16 protein-coding genes and 1 tRNA gene are annotated in these 16,419 nt (G+C 45.7%); 3 read left to right on the top strand and 14 right to left on the bottom strand.

Annotated elements, in window-relative coordinates:
- Positions 1 to 57: 57 nt before the first annotated feature.
- From rpsP to mutM, 12 genes are all read right to left on the bottom strand, one after another.
- Positions 58 to 315 (bottom strand): 30S ribosomal protein S16, encoded by a 258-nt coding sequence (rpsP, locus tag OXI21_RS05915; RefSeq protein ID WP_279618636.1) that lies wholly within the window; start codon positions 313 to 315, stop codon positions 58 to 60.
- A gap of 123 nt (positions 316 to 438) precedes the next feature.
- Complete coding sequence (gene lpxC / locus OXI21_RS05910; protein WP_279618635.1) at positions 439 to 1,356, bottom strand: UDP-3-O-acyl-N-acetylglucosamine deacetylase; 918 nt, start codon at positions 1,354 to 1,356, stop codon at positions 439 to 441.
- 94 nt (positions 1,357 to 1,450) lie between these two features.
- Entirely contained in the window at positions 1,451 to 2,572 is a 1,122-nt protein-coding gene (gene ftsZ / locus OXI21_RS05905) for a cell division protein FtsZ (protein WP_279618634.1), read from the bottom strand.
- A gap of 47 nt (positions 2,573 to 2,619) precedes the next feature.
- A complete protein-coding gene (gene ftsA, locus OXI21_RS05900) occupies positions 2,620 to 3,870 on the bottom strand; it encodes a cell division protein FtsA (RefSeq protein WP_279618633.1) in 1,251 nt (416 codons plus the stop codon).
- A 20-nt stretch (positions 3,871 to 3,890) separates the two neighbouring features.
- The gene (locus tag OXI21_RS05895) at positions 3,891 to 4,760 is read right to left on the bottom strand and encodes an FtsQ-type POTRA domain-containing protein (RefSeq protein WP_279618632.1); all 870 of its coding nucleotides are present in this window, start codon (positions 4,758 to 4,760) and stop codon (positions 3,891 to 3,893) included.
- A 54-nt stretch (positions 4,761 to 4,814) separates the two neighbouring features.
- Entirely contained in the window at positions 4,815 to 5,750 is a 936-nt protein-coding gene (locus tag OXI21_RS05890; RefSeq protein ID WP_279618631.1) for a D-alanine--D-alanine ligase, read from the bottom strand.
- A gap of 3 nt (positions 5,751 to 5,753) precedes the next feature.
- A complete protein-coding gene (murC, locus tag OXI21_RS05885; RefSeq protein ID WP_279618630.1) occupies positions 5,754 to 7,172 on the bottom strand; it encodes a UDP-N-acetylmuramate--L-alanine ligase in 1,419 nt (472 codons plus the stop codon).
- Between the two features lie 2 nt (positions 7,173 to 7,174).
- Positions 7,175 to 8,236, bottom strand: coding sequence for an undecaprenyldiphospho-muramoylpentapeptide beta-N-acetylglucosaminyltransferase (gene murG / locus OXI21_RS05880; RefSeq protein WP_279618629.1), 1,062 nt, complete (start codon positions 8,234 to 8,236; stop codon positions 7,175 to 7,177).
- Positions 8,229 to 9,545 (bottom strand): putative lipid II flippase FtsW, encoded by a 1,317-nt coding sequence (gene ftsW / locus OXI21_RS05875; RefSeq protein ID WP_279618628.1) that lies wholly within the window; start codon positions 9,543 to 9,545, stop codon positions 8,229 to 8,231. The genes murG and ftsW overlap by 8 nt, the downstream gene beginning before the upstream one ends.
- A gap of 16 nt (positions 9,546 to 9,561) precedes the next feature.
- Complete coding sequence (gene murD, locus OXI21_RS05870; RefSeq protein ID WP_279618627.1) at positions 9,562 to 10,938, bottom strand: UDP-N-acetylmuramoyl-L-alanine--D-glutamate ligase; 1,377 nt, start codon at positions 10,936 to 10,938, stop codon at positions 9,562 to 9,564.
- A gap of 93 nt (positions 10,939 to 11,031) precedes the next feature.
- The gene (gene raiA, locus OXI21_RS05865; protein ID WP_279618626.1) at positions 11,032 to 11,361 is read right to left on the bottom strand and encodes a ribosome-associated translation inhibitor RaiA; all 330 of its coding nucleotides are present in this window, start codon (positions 11,359 to 11,361) and stop codon (positions 11,032 to 11,034) included.
- Between the two features lie 142 nt (positions 11,362 to 11,503).
- Positions 11,504 to 12,316, bottom strand: coding sequence for a bifunctional DNA-formamidopyrimidine glycosylase/DNA-(apurinic or apyrimidinic site) lyase (mutM, locus tag OXI21_RS05860; protein WP_279618625.1), 813 nt, complete (start codon positions 12,314 to 12,316; stop codon positions 11,504 to 11,506).
- Positions 12,317 to 12,382: 66 nt separating this feature from the next.
- On the opposite strand from mutM, the gene OXI21_RS05855 reads away from it, so the two are divergent.
- The gene (locus OXI21_RS05855) at positions 12,383 to 12,790 is read left to right on the top strand and encodes a DUF2069 domain-containing protein (protein WP_279618624.1); all 408 of its coding nucleotides are present in this window, start codon (positions 12,383 to 12,385) and stop codon (positions 12,788 to 12,790) included.
- A gap of 71 nt (positions 12,791 to 12,861) precedes the next feature.
- Here OXI21_RS05855 and lnt read toward each other — a convergent pair whose 3' ends face one another.
- Complete coding sequence (gene lnt / locus OXI21_RS05850) at positions 12,862 to 14,433, bottom strand: apolipoprotein N-acyltransferase (RefSeq protein ID WP_279618623.1); 1,572 nt, start codon at positions 14,431 to 14,433, stop codon at positions 12,862 to 12,864.
- A gap of 37 nt (positions 14,434 to 14,470) precedes the next feature.
- Positions 14,471 to 15,631 carry a serine hydrolase gene (locus OXI21_RS05845; RefSeq protein ID WP_279619408.1) on the bottom strand — a complete coding sequence of 387 codons (1,161 nt, stop codon included), beginning with the start codon at positions 15,629 to 15,631 and terminating at the stop codon, positions 14,471 to 14,473.
- Between the two features lie 140 nt (positions 15,632 to 15,771).
- On the opposite strand from OXI21_RS05845, the gene OXI21_RS05840 reads away from it, so the two are divergent.
- Both OXI21_RS05840 and OXI21_RS05835 read left to right on the top strand, forming a co-directional pair.
- A tRNA-Phe gene (locus OXI21_RS05840) sits at positions 15,772 to 15,847 on the top strand.
- A gap of 255 nt (positions 15,848 to 16,102) precedes the next feature.
- Complete coding sequence (locus OXI21_RS05835) at positions 16,103 to 16,237, top strand: DUF3149 domain-containing protein (RefSeq protein WP_279618622.1); 135 nt, start codon at positions 16,103 to 16,105, stop codon at positions 16,235 to 16,237.
- Positions 16,238 to 16,419: the final 182 nt, after the last annotated feature.

Raw genomic sequence — 16,419 nt, 5'->3', positions numbered from 1 at the left:
TAAAAAAGCCACCTTGCTGAAGGGCAAAGTGGCTAATCTTATCAATTCTAATAAAAATTAAGCTTGAGCAGCTGCTTTTTTAAACTCATCTAACAATGAAGTTACACGTGAAGAAGGTTGCGCACCTACGCCTACCCAGTAATCGATACGATCTGTATCGATCGCTAAACGCTGCTCTCCACCTTTTGCGATTGGGTTGAAGTAACCTACACGCTCAATGTAACGGCTAGTAGCAGCGCGTCTGCTATCTGCCACAACGATTTGATAGAAAGGGCGTTTTTTAGAGCCTCCACGAGCTAAACGAATTGTAACCATAAAACCTGAAATCCTATATCTTCTAAAATAAATAATGAATTATTTTTTATATTGTTAGAGACACGTTTAAATATAAAAATCTATAATCCCGTAATTCTACTGCATCTAAAGTAAAATGTAAAATTAATTCCATGCAGGGCTAAAGTAATTCACCGGTGACTCGAGCGCATCCTCAAAGGTGACGAACTCATAAGCACTGGAATCTTTAACCAATTCTCGAATTAACATGTTATTCATCATATGGCCTGCTTTATAGCCAACGAATTTACCTAAAATCGGATACCCGAGCTGGTAAAGGTCGCCGACGGCATCAAGTACTTTATGACGAACAAACTCATCTTGATAACGCAATCCATCTTTGTTTAAGATGCGATAATCATCAACAACGATTGCATTATCAACACTTCCACCTAATGCAAGATTAAGCTCACGCATCTTTTCAAGATCACGCATAAAACCGAATGTGCGCGCGCGGGAAATCTCTTCAATAAAATATTGGCTGGAGAATTCACACACATGGCGCGGCGCAGTTTGATCTAATACCGGATGATTGAAATCGATGGTAAAGTCGAGCATAAAGCCATCGTGAGGGAGCAATTTTGCAAATTTATCCTCATGACGATACTCAACCGCCTTTTTAATCTTAATAAAGCGTTTTGGCGCATCCTGCTCAACGATTCCTGCTGATTGCAATAGATACACAAACGGCGCTGAACTACCATCCATGATGGGCACTTCTGGCGCACTCACTTCGATTAAAATATTATCAATTCCAAGACCGCAAAGAGCTGCCATCACATGCTCAACTGTCGAGATATTTGCCTCGGGCATCTCGTCCGTTGAGATCGTGGTTGCAAGCTGAGTGCTGACAACGGAGGTCGCGCTTACTTTAATTCCAGGAGCTCCTGAAATATCGCTACGTCTAAACACAATCCCGTGATCAGCGCCTGCAGGATAAAAGGTCAAATAGACTTTTTTCCCTGAATGGAGGCCGATCCCTGTTGATTTAATAACCTCTTTAATTGTGCGTTGTTTTAACATCTTCATCCTATTTTTAACTAACTTAAATCGATTCCTCGATTCAATTCCTGCTTGGGTCAATCCGTATCCGTTTTTCCGTAAAGCGTCTACACGATTAGTCTGATTGACGGCGTAAAAATGCAGGAATATCTAAAATATCTGTAAAGAGCTGATCTTGCGTACGGCTCTTTTCACGCGGCGCTTTTTCAACCCGCTCGGTTACGGAGGTTGTGGCACTCTCTTTGGTATTTCGGCGTGCGCGACCTGCAGGTGCATTAAAACGCCCTAAACCAGTTGCGATAATGGTTACGCGAAGCTCATCACCAAGCTCTTCATCAATGGCCGCCCCAATAATAATGGTCGGATCGTCATTGACAAACTCACGGATCATACCACCAATTTCATAATACTCACCAATGGCAAGACCAGGACCACCCGTGATGTTAACTAAGATACCTTTCGCACCTGAAAGATCGATATCATCAAGTAATGGAGATGAGATCGCCTCTTGCGTTGCTTCACGGGCACGGTTATCACCGCTTGATACCCCAACGCCCATCATGGCCATACCTTGCTGGCTCATAACGGTCTTCACGTCGTTAAAGTCGAGGTTAATCATCCCCTCTTGAACGATGCTTTCAGTGATGCCTTGAACCGCGTTATAAAGCACATTATTCGCTGCTTTAAACGCATCGATTAAACTGGCGCCTTTTCCTAATACCGTCATAAGACGTTCGTTAGGAATCGTAATGAGAGAATCCACATGATCTGCGAGCACTTTTAACCCTTCGTTAGCGGCTGCATCACGCGCTTCGAAAGCAAAAGGACGCGAAACAACGGCCACCGTTAAGATGCCAAGCTCACGCGCAATCTCTGCAATGACAGGGGCTGCACCTGTTCCGGTACCGCCTCCCATACCTGCTGCGATAAAGACCATATTCGCGCCGTCTAATACTTCGCGTAAACGATCTGAATCTTCAAGTGCCGCATTTCGTCCAACTTCAGGATCTGCTCCTGCGCCAAGGCCTTTTGTTAAATCCGCACCGAGCTGAACTAAAATTTCAGCCTTCGTCTTATTTAAAGCCTGCGCATCAGTATTCGCAGCAATGAAAGAAACGCCTTCCATTCCTGATTCAACCATATGAGTCACAGCGTTACCGCCCGCTCCACCTACACCAATGATTTTAATAATAGGTCTTTGATCAGAATAATCTTGATGCAGTTCAAATTTGGACATGTTTAACCCTCATTAAAGAATTTGTTAACTAGTATAATAGTACTTTTTTAAAAAGTTTTTTTGATAAATGAGTACATCTTACTAAAAATCCCTTGCTTTGACACGGTATTTTGGATCTTTTTTTGCCACGACTCATGATGATGGTGAAATGCTAAGAGCCCAAAGATAGCAGAATATTCAGGCCCTTCCAGTTCCTCGATATTTCCATCGATATTCCGTGCCGTCCCAACCCGTGCTGGCACCTGAAATACTCGCTCTGCCAATGCCTCAACGCCGTGCACATTCGCCGAGCCACCTGTGAGAACCACTTTCACCACTTTTGAACCATAGAGAAAGTCGATCTTTTTCGCTTCGAGCTTTTTCTTAATCATCTCGAAAATCTCGTCATAACGTGCCTCGATAATCTGCGCAAGCTCTTGACGGCGCATATTCCGACCATCGCTTTGATTTGAGATCACGGGTAATTCGATCATCTCATCGGTACTAATATGCTCCGACATGCATGATCCATATTCCACTTTAATCATCTCTGCCACATTTGATTGCAGGCGTTTTGCAAGGGCAATATCGAGCGTCACTCGATCACCTGCAAGCGGAAGCGATTCTGTGTAGATCACCGCGCCTTTCGAATAAACGGTGATATCCGTCGTTCCACTTCCCATATCGATCAAGCATACACCAAGTTCTTTTTCATCGTCGGTTAAGACTGAAAAACTTGACGCAAGTCCCTGAAATACGACGCTATCGAGATTACGCCCGCAGCTTTGAAAACAGTTGGTAATGTTTTGAATCGCATTTTCTGCCGCATCAACCACATAGACATTCGCCTCTAAACGCACCCCGGACATTCCAAGTGGATTTTTAATACCATCTTGGTTATCAATTTTATAGGTCGATGGGAGCACATGGATAACGCGCTGTTCTTTTGGCAGAGGGACTGCACCCGCTGTATCGAGCACCGCATAGAGATCGCGCTCACTCACCGCATGGCTTTTCCCGCCGCGAATCGAGGCACTTCCATGGGAGGTTTCACCGTGAATATGCTTGCCCGCAATGGTTGAAGAGAGGGAATAAATTTCACATTTTGACTCTTTCTCAATCGCTTTAATGGCTTTATTAATGGTTTTAATAAGAGGCTCAATCTCGGAAATGGTGCCCTCACGCACGCAACGAATTTTTTCAGTCGCGGAAGCGCGAATATGGAGTGTATCATCGATATACTCTCCCACTGCCGCAACTAATTTACTGCTGCCAATATCAATTCCTACTACAAATGAACGTTCTGATACATCGGTCATCTTCTAAAACCAGCCTCATTCTATTTCCTCTGCTTTTTATGAGTAATCGCAAAGGAGCTATTATTATAATGAAAATTTATCTGAGATATTCGACTAAAATCCCGTTGCAACTGCTCCGGATATTTATCGATAAAGAGTGCAAATTTTTCGTCAAACCCTTCTGTCCCGAACAGAAGCCGAACATCCTCTTTCAATAGTATAGTCCATGCTTCGCGTTCATCAAACTTTAAGCGCGATAAATGTAATCCCACTCGGTTAAGTGCCGCGTTAATCTCCAGCGCTTTTTGAACAATTTTAGCACGATTTTTATAATTTGATTCAATCGCAATAAAATCAAATTTATCGATATTCTTGGGCTTAAAAAGATTCCCCTCAAGGTCGACAAGTTGATCGTTCCACCGCGCAACAGGCTCTTCCTCAGTGATCTCAACCTCAAGCTCGTTATACCATTTTCGCTTAACGCTTGCCTCTTTAACCCATGGATTCGCTTGTAATTTTTCTTGCAATTCGCCAACATTAACCGTTAAAAAATTTTCAAACTCAAGGGCCTGACCGATAGAAACTTTCACCTCATCGACATCTAAATAGTGCAGATCATTTTTCCAGGTAATGTGAACCCGATTAATGGAAAACAGCGAACTATTTGGGCGAATATATTGCCACGCAAAAAATGGCCCAACGAGCACGAGCGCAAGCAAAAAGAGCACAAACATGAGCTTAAGGCGCTTTTTTAGATATGCAAGCGCCGCACCCCAATCGAAACTCTCTTTTAATTTAACGCCACGCCGCTCTTTTCGGCGGGCACGCCACGACTTTTTGGCGGGTTTTTCCGCTTTCGCTGCCCCCGCCTTTTTTCGTCGTTTTATCGTCTCTTCACTCGGTCTACGCATAATGCTCTATTTTAAACTCTAACTCTGCCAATCCCCTTGCCGGGTCGAGAGCTATTATAGTGAGGTTTCTAAAATCAGCCAGCATAAATCTTCAAAACTTAATCCCGCCTCTTTGGCCGCAAGAGGTACAAGCGAATGCTCGGTCATGCCGGGAACGGTATTGATTTCTAATAGCCACGGATTATTCTCTTTATCGACGACAAAATCAATGCGCCCCCACCCCGAACCATCAAGGGCGGTAAACGCATCTTCAGAGAGACGTCTAAAGAGCATCTCATCTTCCTCATCTAATCCCGATGGGCAGAAATAACGCGTATCATCACGGAGATATTTCGCCTCATAATCATAAAACGCAAGATCGGTCTCCATACGGATAATCGGAAGCGCTTTATCCCCTAAAATCGCGCAGGTATACTCGCCGTTCCCTTCAATCCAATTCTCCGCAAACACCGGCGAATCATAACCGCCCGCTTTTTCCCACGCCGCAACAAGATCGCTATCGTAATCCACGCGACTTACCCCTATGCTTGAGCCCTCTTCAGAAGGTTTAATTGCAAGCGGATAATTGAGCTCATCGCGAAGCTTTTCAACGGTTTCAAGATCGGTTAACAGATAGGAATCGAGCACCGGTAGCCCTTCTGATTTCCAGATCTGTTTAGTTTTTAATTTATTCATGCCGACACTTGAGGTTAAAACGCCGCTGCCGGTATAGGGGATTTTAAGATATTCAAGCGCGCCTTGAATCACGCCATCTTCCCCACCCCGCCCGTGAAGCGCGATAAAGACACGATCAAATCGCTCTTCAATCAAATACGAAAGAAGGTCCACTTTTTGCGTATCCACACCGTGCGCATCAATGCCTTTCGCCTGAAGCGCCGCTAAAATTGCTTCCGCCGACCAGATTGAGACCTCACGCTCTGAAGAGTCGCCACCATAGACAACCGCCACTTTCCCAAACGCTTTGGGATCGGTTACTTTTTTAACAAACATGATTTAAAACTCCTCACCTTTATAGAAATTCGCTGCAATATTACCAATATTTCCCGCGCCCATCATCACAATTAAATCATCCGGGGTCGCCACTTTTTGATATTCCGTACGAATATTATCGATCGAGCCTACAAAGAGCGGCTTTGAGCCCCCTTTTGCAATCACAGCTTTGGTAAGCGCTTCACCGGTTGCGTGCTCACGCACTTTTTCATGTACCGAGTAAACATCAGTAATTAAGACATTATCAATGCCACTTAATACCTCAACAAACTCATCAAAGAGCTCTTCGGTACGGGAATAACGGTGGGGCTGAAACGCCACTACCACGCGTTTTTCAGGATACGCCGTTGTCAGCGCATCATAGACCGCGCGAATTTCCGTTGGGTGATGACCATAATCTTCCATGACAAGGGCTTCACCACCTGCTTTAAAGCGAACTGGGCGATGCATCTGGAAGCGGCGACCAATCCCTTTAAAACGCATCAAGGCACGACGAATCGCCGGTTGTGGCACGCCTAAATCGGTGGCAATCGCAATCGCGGCCAAACTATTTAACACGCTATGACGCCCTGGAAGCGCGACTTTAAACTCACTCACGCCCGTTGGCATTTTAACGGTAAAACAGCTCATCATGCCTTCCGATTTATATTCAATCAGCTGATAATCCGCCCCTTCTGCTTCCCCATAGGTGAGGATCGGGCGATGAATGCGCGGAATTAAATTACGCACCTCTTCATCATCAAGGCAAAGTACCGCAAGCCCGTAAAATGGCAGATGATGAAGGAAATCCACAAAGGTTTGGCGTAACTTTTCAAAGTCATTGCCATAAGTGCTCATATGGTCGCGATCAATATTAGTGATGATCGCCGACATCGGATGAAGATGAAGGAATGAGGCATCCGATTCATCCGCTTCCGCGACGAGATATTGCCCAAGCCCCAAACGCGCATTGGCATTTGAGCTATTTAAACGCCCGCCAATCACATAGGTCGGGTCCATGCCCGCCTCATCTAAAATCGAGGCTAAAAGACTTGTCGTCGTGGTTTTTCCGTGGGTTCCCGCTACCGCAATTCCAAAACGAAAACGCATCAATTCACCGAGCATCATCGCGCGCGGGACAATGGGAATGTGCTCCGCTTTTGCCTGAACCACTTCCGGATTATCCTCTTTGACCGCCGTTGACGTTACCACCACATCGGCGCCACTGACATGCTCGCCATCGTGCCCAATCCAAACCAGTGCCCCAAGCTCAATTAAGTGCTCAACTACCGGCGAGGCGGCAATATCAGAGCCGGTCACTTCATATCCAAGATTAATAAGGACCTCTGCGATCCCACACATGCCCGAACCGCCAATTCCGACAAAGTGAATACGATTGATGCGACGCATGCTGTTAGGAGATAGATAAATTGTCTGATTCATGCCTATTTTATAACCTTTTGAATAATTGTTACGATCGTGTTGGTAGCCTCTTTTTTCGCTAAAGACTCACTTTTTCCCGCCATCTCAACAGCGGTTTCACGCGTAAATTGATTAATTGTGTCTGCTAGATCGGCGCTCGTTAAATCACGCTCTTGCACTAAAAATGCAGCGCCCGCTTCAAATGCACCGCGACAGTTTTCCGTCTGATGATCATCCACCGCATAGGGAAATGGCACGAAAAAGCTCGCCACATTCACCGCTAATACCTCAGCAACTGTCAGCGCACCGGCACGGCAAATCACAAGATCGGCCCACTCATACGCGGACTTCATATCATCAATAAACGCTACAGGACGATAAAGACCATCAAGCCCTGCGCTCTCTTTTAATTCTGCATAATGTTCGATCCAATTTTTGCCCACTTGATGGTAGATTTCCACCGGACGATCGATCGATCCGATGGCCTCAAAAACGATCTCATTAAGGCGCTTTGCCCCTTGAGACCCCCCGATGATCAAAAGCCGAAGCGGCGCATTGCCACGCGCAGCATAACGCTCTTGATAGGGTTTGATCTCAAGTAATTCTTTACGAACGGGATTACCCACCACTTCCACATTCGGAAGCGCAACGGGAAAGCCCGATAAGGTTTTTGTACTAAATTTCGATAAGAGTTTATTGACCATCCCCGCCACTGCATTTTGCTCGTGGATAATCACAGGAATCCCCAATAATTTTGCGGCAATGCCGCCAGGCGCCGCCGCATAACCGCCAAATCCCACCACACATTTTGGCTTCACTTTTTGTAAAAAGCGCATCGCATTCCAAACGGCGCGAGTTAATTGAAATGGGAGCTTAATCCAACCGAATACCCCATTTCCACGTAAGCCTTTAATTGGCACCGAATGGAGCGGAATTCCGGCGTTTGGCACCAGCGTCGTCTCAAGTCCATAGGCACCAAGCCAATGGATTTCGTACCCTTTTGCCTCTAAAGATTTCGCCACCGCAAGCCCCGGAAAAATATGTCCACCCGTTCCGCCGGCCATAATTACAATTGTATCAGCCATGATGTGGCACTCCTTTAAAATCTGCCGAGGAAAGCTCAACCGAAGAGAGTTCCATCTCATCAGGGGATTGTGAAATAAGCGGCTCTTTTAGACGCGCCGCTTCTTTTGCCGCAAGTGCCGCCTCTTTTTCAGCTTGCTTGGCCGCTTTCTGCGCCTCTTTTTCTCTATATTTTAAGTAATTTTGATATTGAAGTGACTGTGTGTCAATGTCTATTCTAAAAAGAATACTCACCGCAATAATCATCATAACCATGCTCGATCCGCCATAACTCACAAGCGGGAGCGTCAACCCTTTTGTGGGCAATAGTCCTAGCGTCACGCCCATATGAGTAAAGGCTTGGAGCGTCACAAGTGTCCCGATTCCATAAGCAAGATACGCCGCAAAACGAAGTTCTAAACGCTCTGCTCGATTACCAATATGATAGGCACGATTTAAAAAGAGGAGATAGAGCCCGATCAAGACCACCACGCCAAAAAAGCCTAGCTCTTCTGCGTAGATCGAAAAAATAAAGTCCGTATGCGATTCGGGCAGATAACCAAGTTTTTGCACGCTCTCACCAATGCCAACGCCGCCAAGTTTTCCGCGGCCGATAGCGATAAGCGAATTGATAAGCTGATAGCCTTGGTTATACATATCTTGCCAAGGGTCCAAAAAGACCGCGAGACGAGCTTTACGATACGGAGAACTATAGAGCGCCGCTACCATAAGCCCAAGGGTAATCGCGAGCATTAAGCCAAAGCGCCACAGTGAAACGCCGGCGATAAAAATCATCGTTAAACCGACGGCTAAAATAATCGTGGTTGACCCAAAGTCGGGCTCTAACAGCAGGAAAAACCCAAACGCACCGAGCACAAAAAGCGGCGCAACTAACGCCATCGTGGAGGTTTTAAGCGTCGCATGATGGCGATGCAAGTAACTGGCGATATAGATAATGCAGAATACTTTGGCCATCTCAGCGGGCTGGACGTTCATAAATTTCATCGGAATCCAGCGCATTGCCCCGTTAATCTCTCGCCCAATGCCGGGAATCAAGACCAATATAAGGAACACAAAAGTGAGCATAATTAAGAGCGGCGTGATACGGTACCACGTTTCAAGGGGGACTTTAAAGGTCAGATAGGCCATCAAAATACCGCCCCCGATATAGATTCCTTGGCGGATGCTGTAATGATAGATGCCGACATCGTACGAACGCGCCACATAGGCCGACGATGAGGTGACCATCAGCATGCTAATGCAGAGCAGCAATACCACCACTACCGATAGCCACGGATCAAAAGTAATCCGGATTCTTTTCTCGTCGTTCAAACTCGCCCCCTTCGTTTTATAGCGCGTTAACTAACTCAATAAAATGATCGCCACGCGCCTCAAAGCCTTTAAATTGATCAAAGCTCGCGCACGCCGGTGAGAAAAGTACCACATCGCCCGAAGTTGCTTCTTGATCAATTTTTTCCACAGCACGCGCTAGCGTTTCGACATATTCATGTGGAATTTCTTTCGGAATATGGGAAATAATAGCAGAGATCTCCGTTCCAATTAAGTAGACTTTTTTAATGGAATCATCAAGCTCAGGAGTTAAGGTAGAAAAATCCTGCCCTTTCGTCACGCCGCCTAAAATTAACCATTTCGGTTCCGCAAAGCCTGAGATCGCCGCTTCCGTTGACGGGATGTTGGTCGCTTTTGAGTCGTTATAGTAGCGAACGCCATTTTTTTCACGGGCTAAAACGCAGCGGTGTGGAAGAGGTTCATAGGTCTCTAAGCCTCGTTCGATCGCGGTGTGCGCAAGATTAAGTGCATCACAAATTGCAACGCTCGACACCATATTTAAAATATTATGAAAGCCCCCAAGACGGCTCTGCCCATAGCCCACAATCGGCATTGCTTGAGTGCGTTTAATAATCACTTTACGCGCAATATCGGCGTAATAATTGCTTTGAGGATCTTCTAGAGAAAATGTTTGGTAAGAAAACCCTGCTTTTTCGCAATATTCGATCGCCGCAGGACAATCGCTCGGAACAATGGAGATCTCTGACTGATCGAGCAGCGTCAATTTAGTATCTTGATAGGCTTTAAAATTGGGATAGCGGTCAAGATGATCGGGCGCAATGTTTAAAATTATGCCAACGCTTGCCTGTAAACTGTAAGTGGTTTCAAGCTGAAAACTTGAAAGTTCGAGGACAAATACCGGCTTTTCTACATTGGCAACGCTCTGATCTTCCTCATATTGCATCCAAAGATTTAACGCAGGCTCACCTAAATTGCCGCCCATATAGAGCGAGCGCCCAGCCTCTTTAACAATATTGCCCACCATGGTGGTCACCGTACTTTTGCCATTCGTTCCTGTAATTCCGATAATCGGATCGTCAACCAAACGTGCAAAAATCTCAATGTCGCCGCCGGTTTGCTCTTTTGGCAGACGTGCTAGCGCATTTTGAAGCGCCTCTGTTGCAAGCGGAACGCCGGGACTTATCCAGAGATAATCACATTGATCAAGCATCACTTCATCAAATCCACCAACGGCAACGCGATCGGCAATCGCTTCAATATCAGCATGATTGGGAGGGGTTTGACGGCTATCGATCGCCCAGAGGGTTTTGACACCCAATTTGCGCAATGCTTTCACCATGGAAAGCCCGGTAATACCGAATCCAACGACTAAATGCGTCGCCTCTCTCTTAATCTCAGGTGTAGCCACATTCATCCCAATCTACCTCGCAAAACGTAAAAAAGCTCTGTGCAGTACAGAGCTTTTCTATTATCTCATTTTTTAGAATCTTTTTTTAGCTTCTTTTACTTATTCTTCGTCAACTGCCGGAGCCGTTCCTGGCTGACGTTTCGCATCAAGCGCTTTCTCTTTCTGTTTCACTAAGAGACGCTCCACTTTATTAGCTAAATCATCGATCGATGCATACATATCTTCCGACACCGATTCTGCGTGGATATCTTTCGCTTTAGCAATATGTAAACTTACCTCTGCTGTTTGGCGCTTATTCTCCGTCGATAATACGATATGAACCTTAGTAATATTATCACTATGACGCTCTAATTTAGAGAAACGCTCTTCAACATAGTTACGAAGCGCTTCGGTTAATTCCAAACCATTTCCTGTTAAGCTTACATTCATAGTTATCTCCTTTATTGATATAAGATCAGGGGCTTTTAGTTTTATGCTTAGCAACCCCTGAAACGCTAAAGAATCTTTACAATTAACAATCTTTTTAAAGTATCTTCACGTTAACATGTTTTTATAAAAATTCCACCTCTTTTTATGCGCGTTGACAGCTTTCACAATAAAAAGTTGATCGCTGTGTGATTACTGTTCGAATAATAGGCGCATCGCAGTTCGGGCAAGGTTTCCCCTCCCGTCCATAAACCAATAATTCTTGCGCAAAATAACCCGGTGTTCCATCAGGTTTTGAGAAATCTTTCAGCGTTGTACCGCCCTGTTCAATCGCTTTTTCCAAGACCTTTTTGATGTTTCCTAGCAATGTTTCCTGCTCTTCTTTCGTCAGCGATCGGGCTTCCCTGTGGGGATTAATTTTAGAGAGAAAGAGCGATTCATTGGCGTAAATATTTCCAACGCCCACCACCATTTTTTGATCCATCAACACCGTTTTAATCGCCCGTTTACGACCCTTAAGTAGTCCTGAAAAATAGGCGAGATTAAACGCATCACTCAGTGGCTCTGGCGCAAGCTGATTCAAATAATCGGGCATCTCATCAATTCCATAAGTTCGCGCAAACCCAAAACGCCGAGCATCGTTATAAAAGAGCGCTTTGCCACTCTCAAGGTGGATAATGAGATGATCATGCTTACGCGGCGGGAAATCAGAATCAAAAACACTGATCGCCCCTGACATCCCTAAATGCACGACAAGCCTGTAATTATCCGTCTCAATCAAAAGGTATTTTGCCCGGCGCGATACCGTTTGTACTGTTTCTCCTTCAAGTGCATGAATCTCCTCTCCCACCGGATAGCGCAGCCGACCATTACGCACCTCAATCCGCGCAATTTTGTTCCCCAAAAGATAGGGTGAGACACCTCGCTTAACGGTTTCCACTTCTGGCAGTTCTGGCATAACGCTCCTCTTAAAATCTGTGATAAACTTAACGCTTTCAATTATACAGTAATTTTACGAGTAGCTATGCGTTTACCGATTGTTTCCATTTCCCGCCTGATGGCGCTCTTTTCCTACATTGCGCTCTTCTTTTTTCTTGTCTATCTCATCGTGGGTAACGTGATTTATCCTGAACTGCCGCGCGGTCCGCTTGTGATTGGTCTGTTAGTGCCGCTTCTATTTCCATCAAGAGGCATTTTACGCGCGCAACGCTATACACACGCCTGGACCAGCTTTCTTTCGCTCTTATATTTTGTCGTTGCGACCGATCTTTGGAGCAGTGGCGAGCATGGTGTCTCGAGCGTCATTTTTCTCTTAACAATTCTGCTCTTTTCCGGCTGCGTTCTCTATTCGCGCTATAGCCCACTCCCCTTCCGAGAAGGCCGAGTAGGATTTGGTAAACGCGCAAATTCAGAGAATACCCCTCAAAAATAACCCACCACCCAATCAATACTCTATTCCATTGAGACGCTTGCCGAATCGACCCTAATCTTTACGAATACCGATTAAGGCAGACGGCGAGCGTAACGCTTTGTCACAAAGACCATCAATCCGCTCACGCCCAATAAGATTAAAATCCACATGCCATCGCCCAATTTAGCGTAGGCAGTTAATCCCGTCATTGGCTGAAATTCTCCGACTAATGCATCGGTTTCAAACTGAGGCAATACGCCCAATATTTTCCCTTGATGATCGATTATTGCAGTCACGCCGGTATTCGTGGCCCGAATCATAGGACGCGCCAATTCAATGCTACGCGCACGAGCGATTTGCAGATGTTGCCACGGGCCAATCGATTCGCCAAACCACGCATCATTACTCACATTAATTAAAAATTCGCTCTGCCCCGCTTGATAGCGGAGCATATCGCCAAAAACGGCCTCATAACAGATCGAAGCGCTCCCTTTTGCCTCAGTCGAACGGAACTGAAACGGCGCTTGCTCTTTTTGCCCCGCCTCAAGGTCGCTATAGGGAATCTCTACCCAATCATTAAAATGACTTAAAATCCCGCGAAACGGAATATATTCGCCAAATGGAAGCAGTCGATATTTTTCATAAAAATGATCCGTTTGATCACTCTTTCCATAATGCACCAGCCCATTCCGAAAGCGTTCCTTTAACCGGTCTCCGGTAAAAATCCCGCTGATAATATCGGCATTATCGAGCTCCGCTAACCGGTGAAAATGCGCACTCACACCATCGCGCCCATCATAAACAATCGGAATCGCTGTCTCCGGCATCACAATGAGATCGACGCGATCGGACACTTTGGCAATAAGGTCAAAATAGGTGTCGAGCGTGTGATAGATAAAATCGTCATGAAACTTCGCGTCTTGAGAAATATTCCCCTGCAATAACCCCGCGCGAACCGGCTTCCCACTCGGCTCAATCGGCTCACCAATCCACTCATAGGTAATCCCGACAATTCCTGCGAGCAATAAACCATAGAGAAGCGGAAAGCGGAGAAGTGTTTCGCATCCAGAAAGCTGAACCTGACGCGCGAGCACGATCTTCATTGCAAACTGTAAAACAAACAGAACAAGAATCCCCGCCACAAAATAGACCCAAAAACTGCTTAAAAGGGCTCCCATCGTTGAAAATAGAAACGGCGCAAAGGGCATCTCCGTCAAACTGTATCCTAGCGCAAGCCACGGAAAGCCAGTAAAGAGATGCGCACGCACTAATTCAAGCAAAACGCCCACAACCGGAAAGAGAAAGCCATAAGTCATTACTAAACCGAGCTTGCTTCGCCCCACAATCCACGCCAGCACGCCGTAATAGAGCGCAAGATAGAGCGCAAGGAGCATCGCCATCCCCATCGATAGCCCAAGCGACGCGCCCCCAAATTGATGCAGACTAATATGAACCCATGCAATCCCAAACGCGAAAAAGCCAAAACCAAAGCCACTGCCGAGCATAAAGGCACGTTTACCCTGCTCACCGCGAAGCAGCAGTAAAAAGAGCGCAAGCAACACCGGCACGCCATAGCCCCAATTAAAGGGGGCAAATCCAAGCGTCATTAAGCCGCCCAAACCAAGGGCCACCAAGAGTTTTAAGAAAAAGAGTCGCTTTGGCATTCAATGCTCCTGTAGGAAATAGAAAAGAGCCTGCAGGCTACGCTAGCCCAAGCTCACGGTAAATTTCATTCACTATGATACGATATTTCCCCGCCGGCAACGTATCGCCATAAAAAAGATTAGGATTTTTACCGGGATCGATAACGTGCGTATGTTTGCGATTGGTGAGATAACTGATGGTGAGATCATATTTCGGATCGCGCAAAATCAGACAGCCCGTCCAACCGGTATGCCCATAGGCCTCGCTTGAGGCATAATCGCCGCACATATAGCCCATATCCGCCCCATTAAGACGCCAACCGACGCCAAAGGTCGAATCGAGCCTATTCGGCGTTAAAAACTGCTCAATGACGCGATTGGAGAAATAATCATTATTGCCCCGCATAAGCGCCATCAATTTTAACAGCGCATCGCTATTAGCAAAAAGACCCGCGTGCCCTGAAATCCCATCCATGCAGTGAAAGCCTTTTTCATCCTGCACCTCACCATAGATCACCTCTTGACGAATATTGGGAAAGTCGATCACACCATCCCGACGATTCCCCGCAAGCTCTGTCGCGGCAATGTTATCGCGCATCGCTGCATTTTCAAGTGGCCGGTAATCGATGGAATCCTCAATCCCAAGCGGTGTCCAAAAAGTTTTTTTCAAATAATGCTGCAGTGACTCCCCGGCAATCCGCTCAAACAGAAATGTCAGCAGCATAAAATCCACATCGGAATAGAGCGCTGTCGTTTTTGGCGGATGCACGAGAGGCGTGAGCAAGAGTTTTTGTAAAAACTGAGACCGATCCTGACAATAGAGCGTTTCACTGTAGGTAGGATCGTAAAAAAGGGGATTCGGTCCAAATCCGGCGCTGTGAGTTAAAAGGTCATAGAGCGTAATCGCCTCTTTTTCTCTCGGGAGGATAAGCCCCTGCTCTCTCTCTTCTGTAAGTAGATCAAAAAGCGAGCAATCAAGATTGCATTTCCCCTTTGTCAGGAGCGATTGATAGCCAAATGCCAGACTAAATACCTTCGTGAGCGATGCGATATCGTAATGCGTCATTAAATTTGCACAATTATTAGCCGGAATGAAGGTTCGATGCCCGAAGGCCTTTTGGTAGATTCTGCTACTTTTGTGCTCAATTGCGATTTGAGCACTCGGAAATCCGTCTTTTATCGAATCTTTGATGATTTTTTCTAAATTTGCGAAACCCATCTGTTTTAGCCTATTTTGCACCGGTCGAGCTCTTCATAATAAGCGACAAAAAAGACCAAACCTAGCACTTGCGCAATCTTTGAGCGAAAATAGATTTGACCAAACGGCGAAAAAGCTGTTTAATACTCTACATCAACAGCGGCTCGATAGCTCAGTCGGTAGAGCAGCGGATTGAAAATCCGCGTGTCGGCAGTTCGATTCTGCCTCGAGCCACCACCTTTAAAAAGCACTATTCCACACGGTCTAGTGCTTTTTTCTTATCTATCGAAAATACCCCCTCCTTCCTTGATCTTAGCCAACCTTTCCCCTCTTATCGCCACTCCAAACAGTCTCATTTGATATTAATCAATTTATTAATCCTTGAATTTGGCATGATTCCTTTAGAAGCCAAGGGGTTGAAGAGCTTGACAAGTTCTAGCCCTATAGCAAAAAGTTCGAATTGATCCTTCACATTCAAATAGGAGAACTCATATGGTCGCGTCGAGTGATTTTCTGGTAGTAGTAGCAAGCGCATTAGGATTAGTCTTTATGTTCGGTATGGCCGGATTCCTGACTTACTTCTTCCTTAAAAAAGCAAAAGAAGAAGAGGAACGTAAAAGTAAATAATTTTTCCGCATCTGTGATCATCGATCTCTTGAGCTAAAAGCTGTGCATGATAACTACACTTAGCCTGCACCCCTCTCGCTTTTAAAGCTCACAATCTATTTTCCCCTCGTATCATGATTCACCAGTGCACCGCTTGTAAAATGTATATGTATATTGCTTAAATAACTTAAATGGGCGTTCTG

It is taken from the genome of Ignatzschineria sp. RMDPL8A, from assembly GCF_029815055.1.
Taxonomy (GTDB): domain Bacteria; phylum Pseudomonadota; class Gammaproteobacteria; order Cardiobacteriales; family Wohlfahrtiimonadaceae; genus CALZBJ01.
This window is presented reverse-complemented; position numbering and strand designations above follow the sequence as displayed.

What these genes read in the sequence shown, in the direction of transcription:
- rpsP (WP_279618636.1), bottom strand. Translation starts at nt 315, where the DNA reads ATGGTTACAATTCGTTTAGCTCGTGGAGGCTCTAAAAAACGCCCTTTC.
- lpxC (WP_279618635.1), bottom strand. Translation starts at nt 1,356, where the DNA reads ATGTTAAAACAACGCACAATTAAAGAGGTTATTAAATCAACAGGGATC.
- ftsZ (WP_279618634.1), bottom strand. Translation starts at nt 2,572, where the DNA reads ATGTCCAAATTTGAACTGCATCAAGATTATTCTGATCAAAGACCTATT.
- ftsA (WP_279618633.1), bottom strand. Translation starts at nt 3,870, where the DNA reads ATGACCGATGTATCAGAACGTTCATTTGTAGTAGGAATTGATATTGGC.
- OXI21_RS05895 (WP_279618632.1), bottom strand. Translation starts at nt 4,760, where the DNA reads ATGCGTAGACCGAGTGAAGAGACGATAAAACGACGAAAAAAGGCGGGG.
- OXI21_RS05890 (WP_279618631.1), bottom strand. Translation starts at nt 5,750, where the DNA reads ATGTTTGTTAAAAAAGTAACCGATCCCAAAGCGTTTGGGAAAGTGGCG.
- murC (WP_279618630.1), bottom strand. Translation starts at nt 7,172, where the DNA reads ATGAATCAGACAATTTATCTATCTCCTAACAGCATGCGTCGCATCAAT.
- murG (WP_279618629.1), bottom strand. Translation starts at nt 8,236, where the DNA reads ATGGCTGATACAATTGTAATTATGGCCGGCGGAACGGGTGGACATATT.
- murD (WP_279618627.1), bottom strand. Translation starts at nt 10,938, where the DNA reads ATGAATGTGGCTACACCTGAGATTAAGAGAGAGGCGACGCATTTAGTC.
- raiA (WP_279618626.1), bottom strand. Translation starts at nt 11,361, where the DNA reads ATGAATGTAAGCTTAACAGGAAATGGTTTGGAATTAACCGAAGCGCTT.
- mutM (WP_279618625.1), bottom strand. Translation starts at nt 12,316, where the DNA reads ATGCCAGAACTGCCAGAAGTGGAAACCGTTAAGCGAGGTGTCTCACCC.
- OXI21_RS05855 (WP_279618624.1), top strand. Translation starts at nt 12,383, where the DNA reads ATGCGTTTACCGATTGTTTCCATTTCCCGCCTGATGGCGCTCTTTTCC.
- lnt (WP_279618623.1), bottom strand. Translation starts at nt 14,433, where the DNA reads ATGCCAAAGCGACTCTTTTTCTTAAAACTCTTGGTGGCCCTTGGTTTG.
- OXI21_RS05845 (WP_279619408.1), bottom strand. Translation starts at nt 15,631, where the DNA reads ATGGGTTTCGCAAATTTAGAAAAAATCATCAAAGATTCGATAAAAGAC.
- OXI21_RS05835 (WP_279618622.1), top strand. Translation starts at nt 16,103, where the DNA reads ATGGTCGCGTCGAGTGATTTTCTGGTAGTAGTAGCAAGCGCATTAGGA.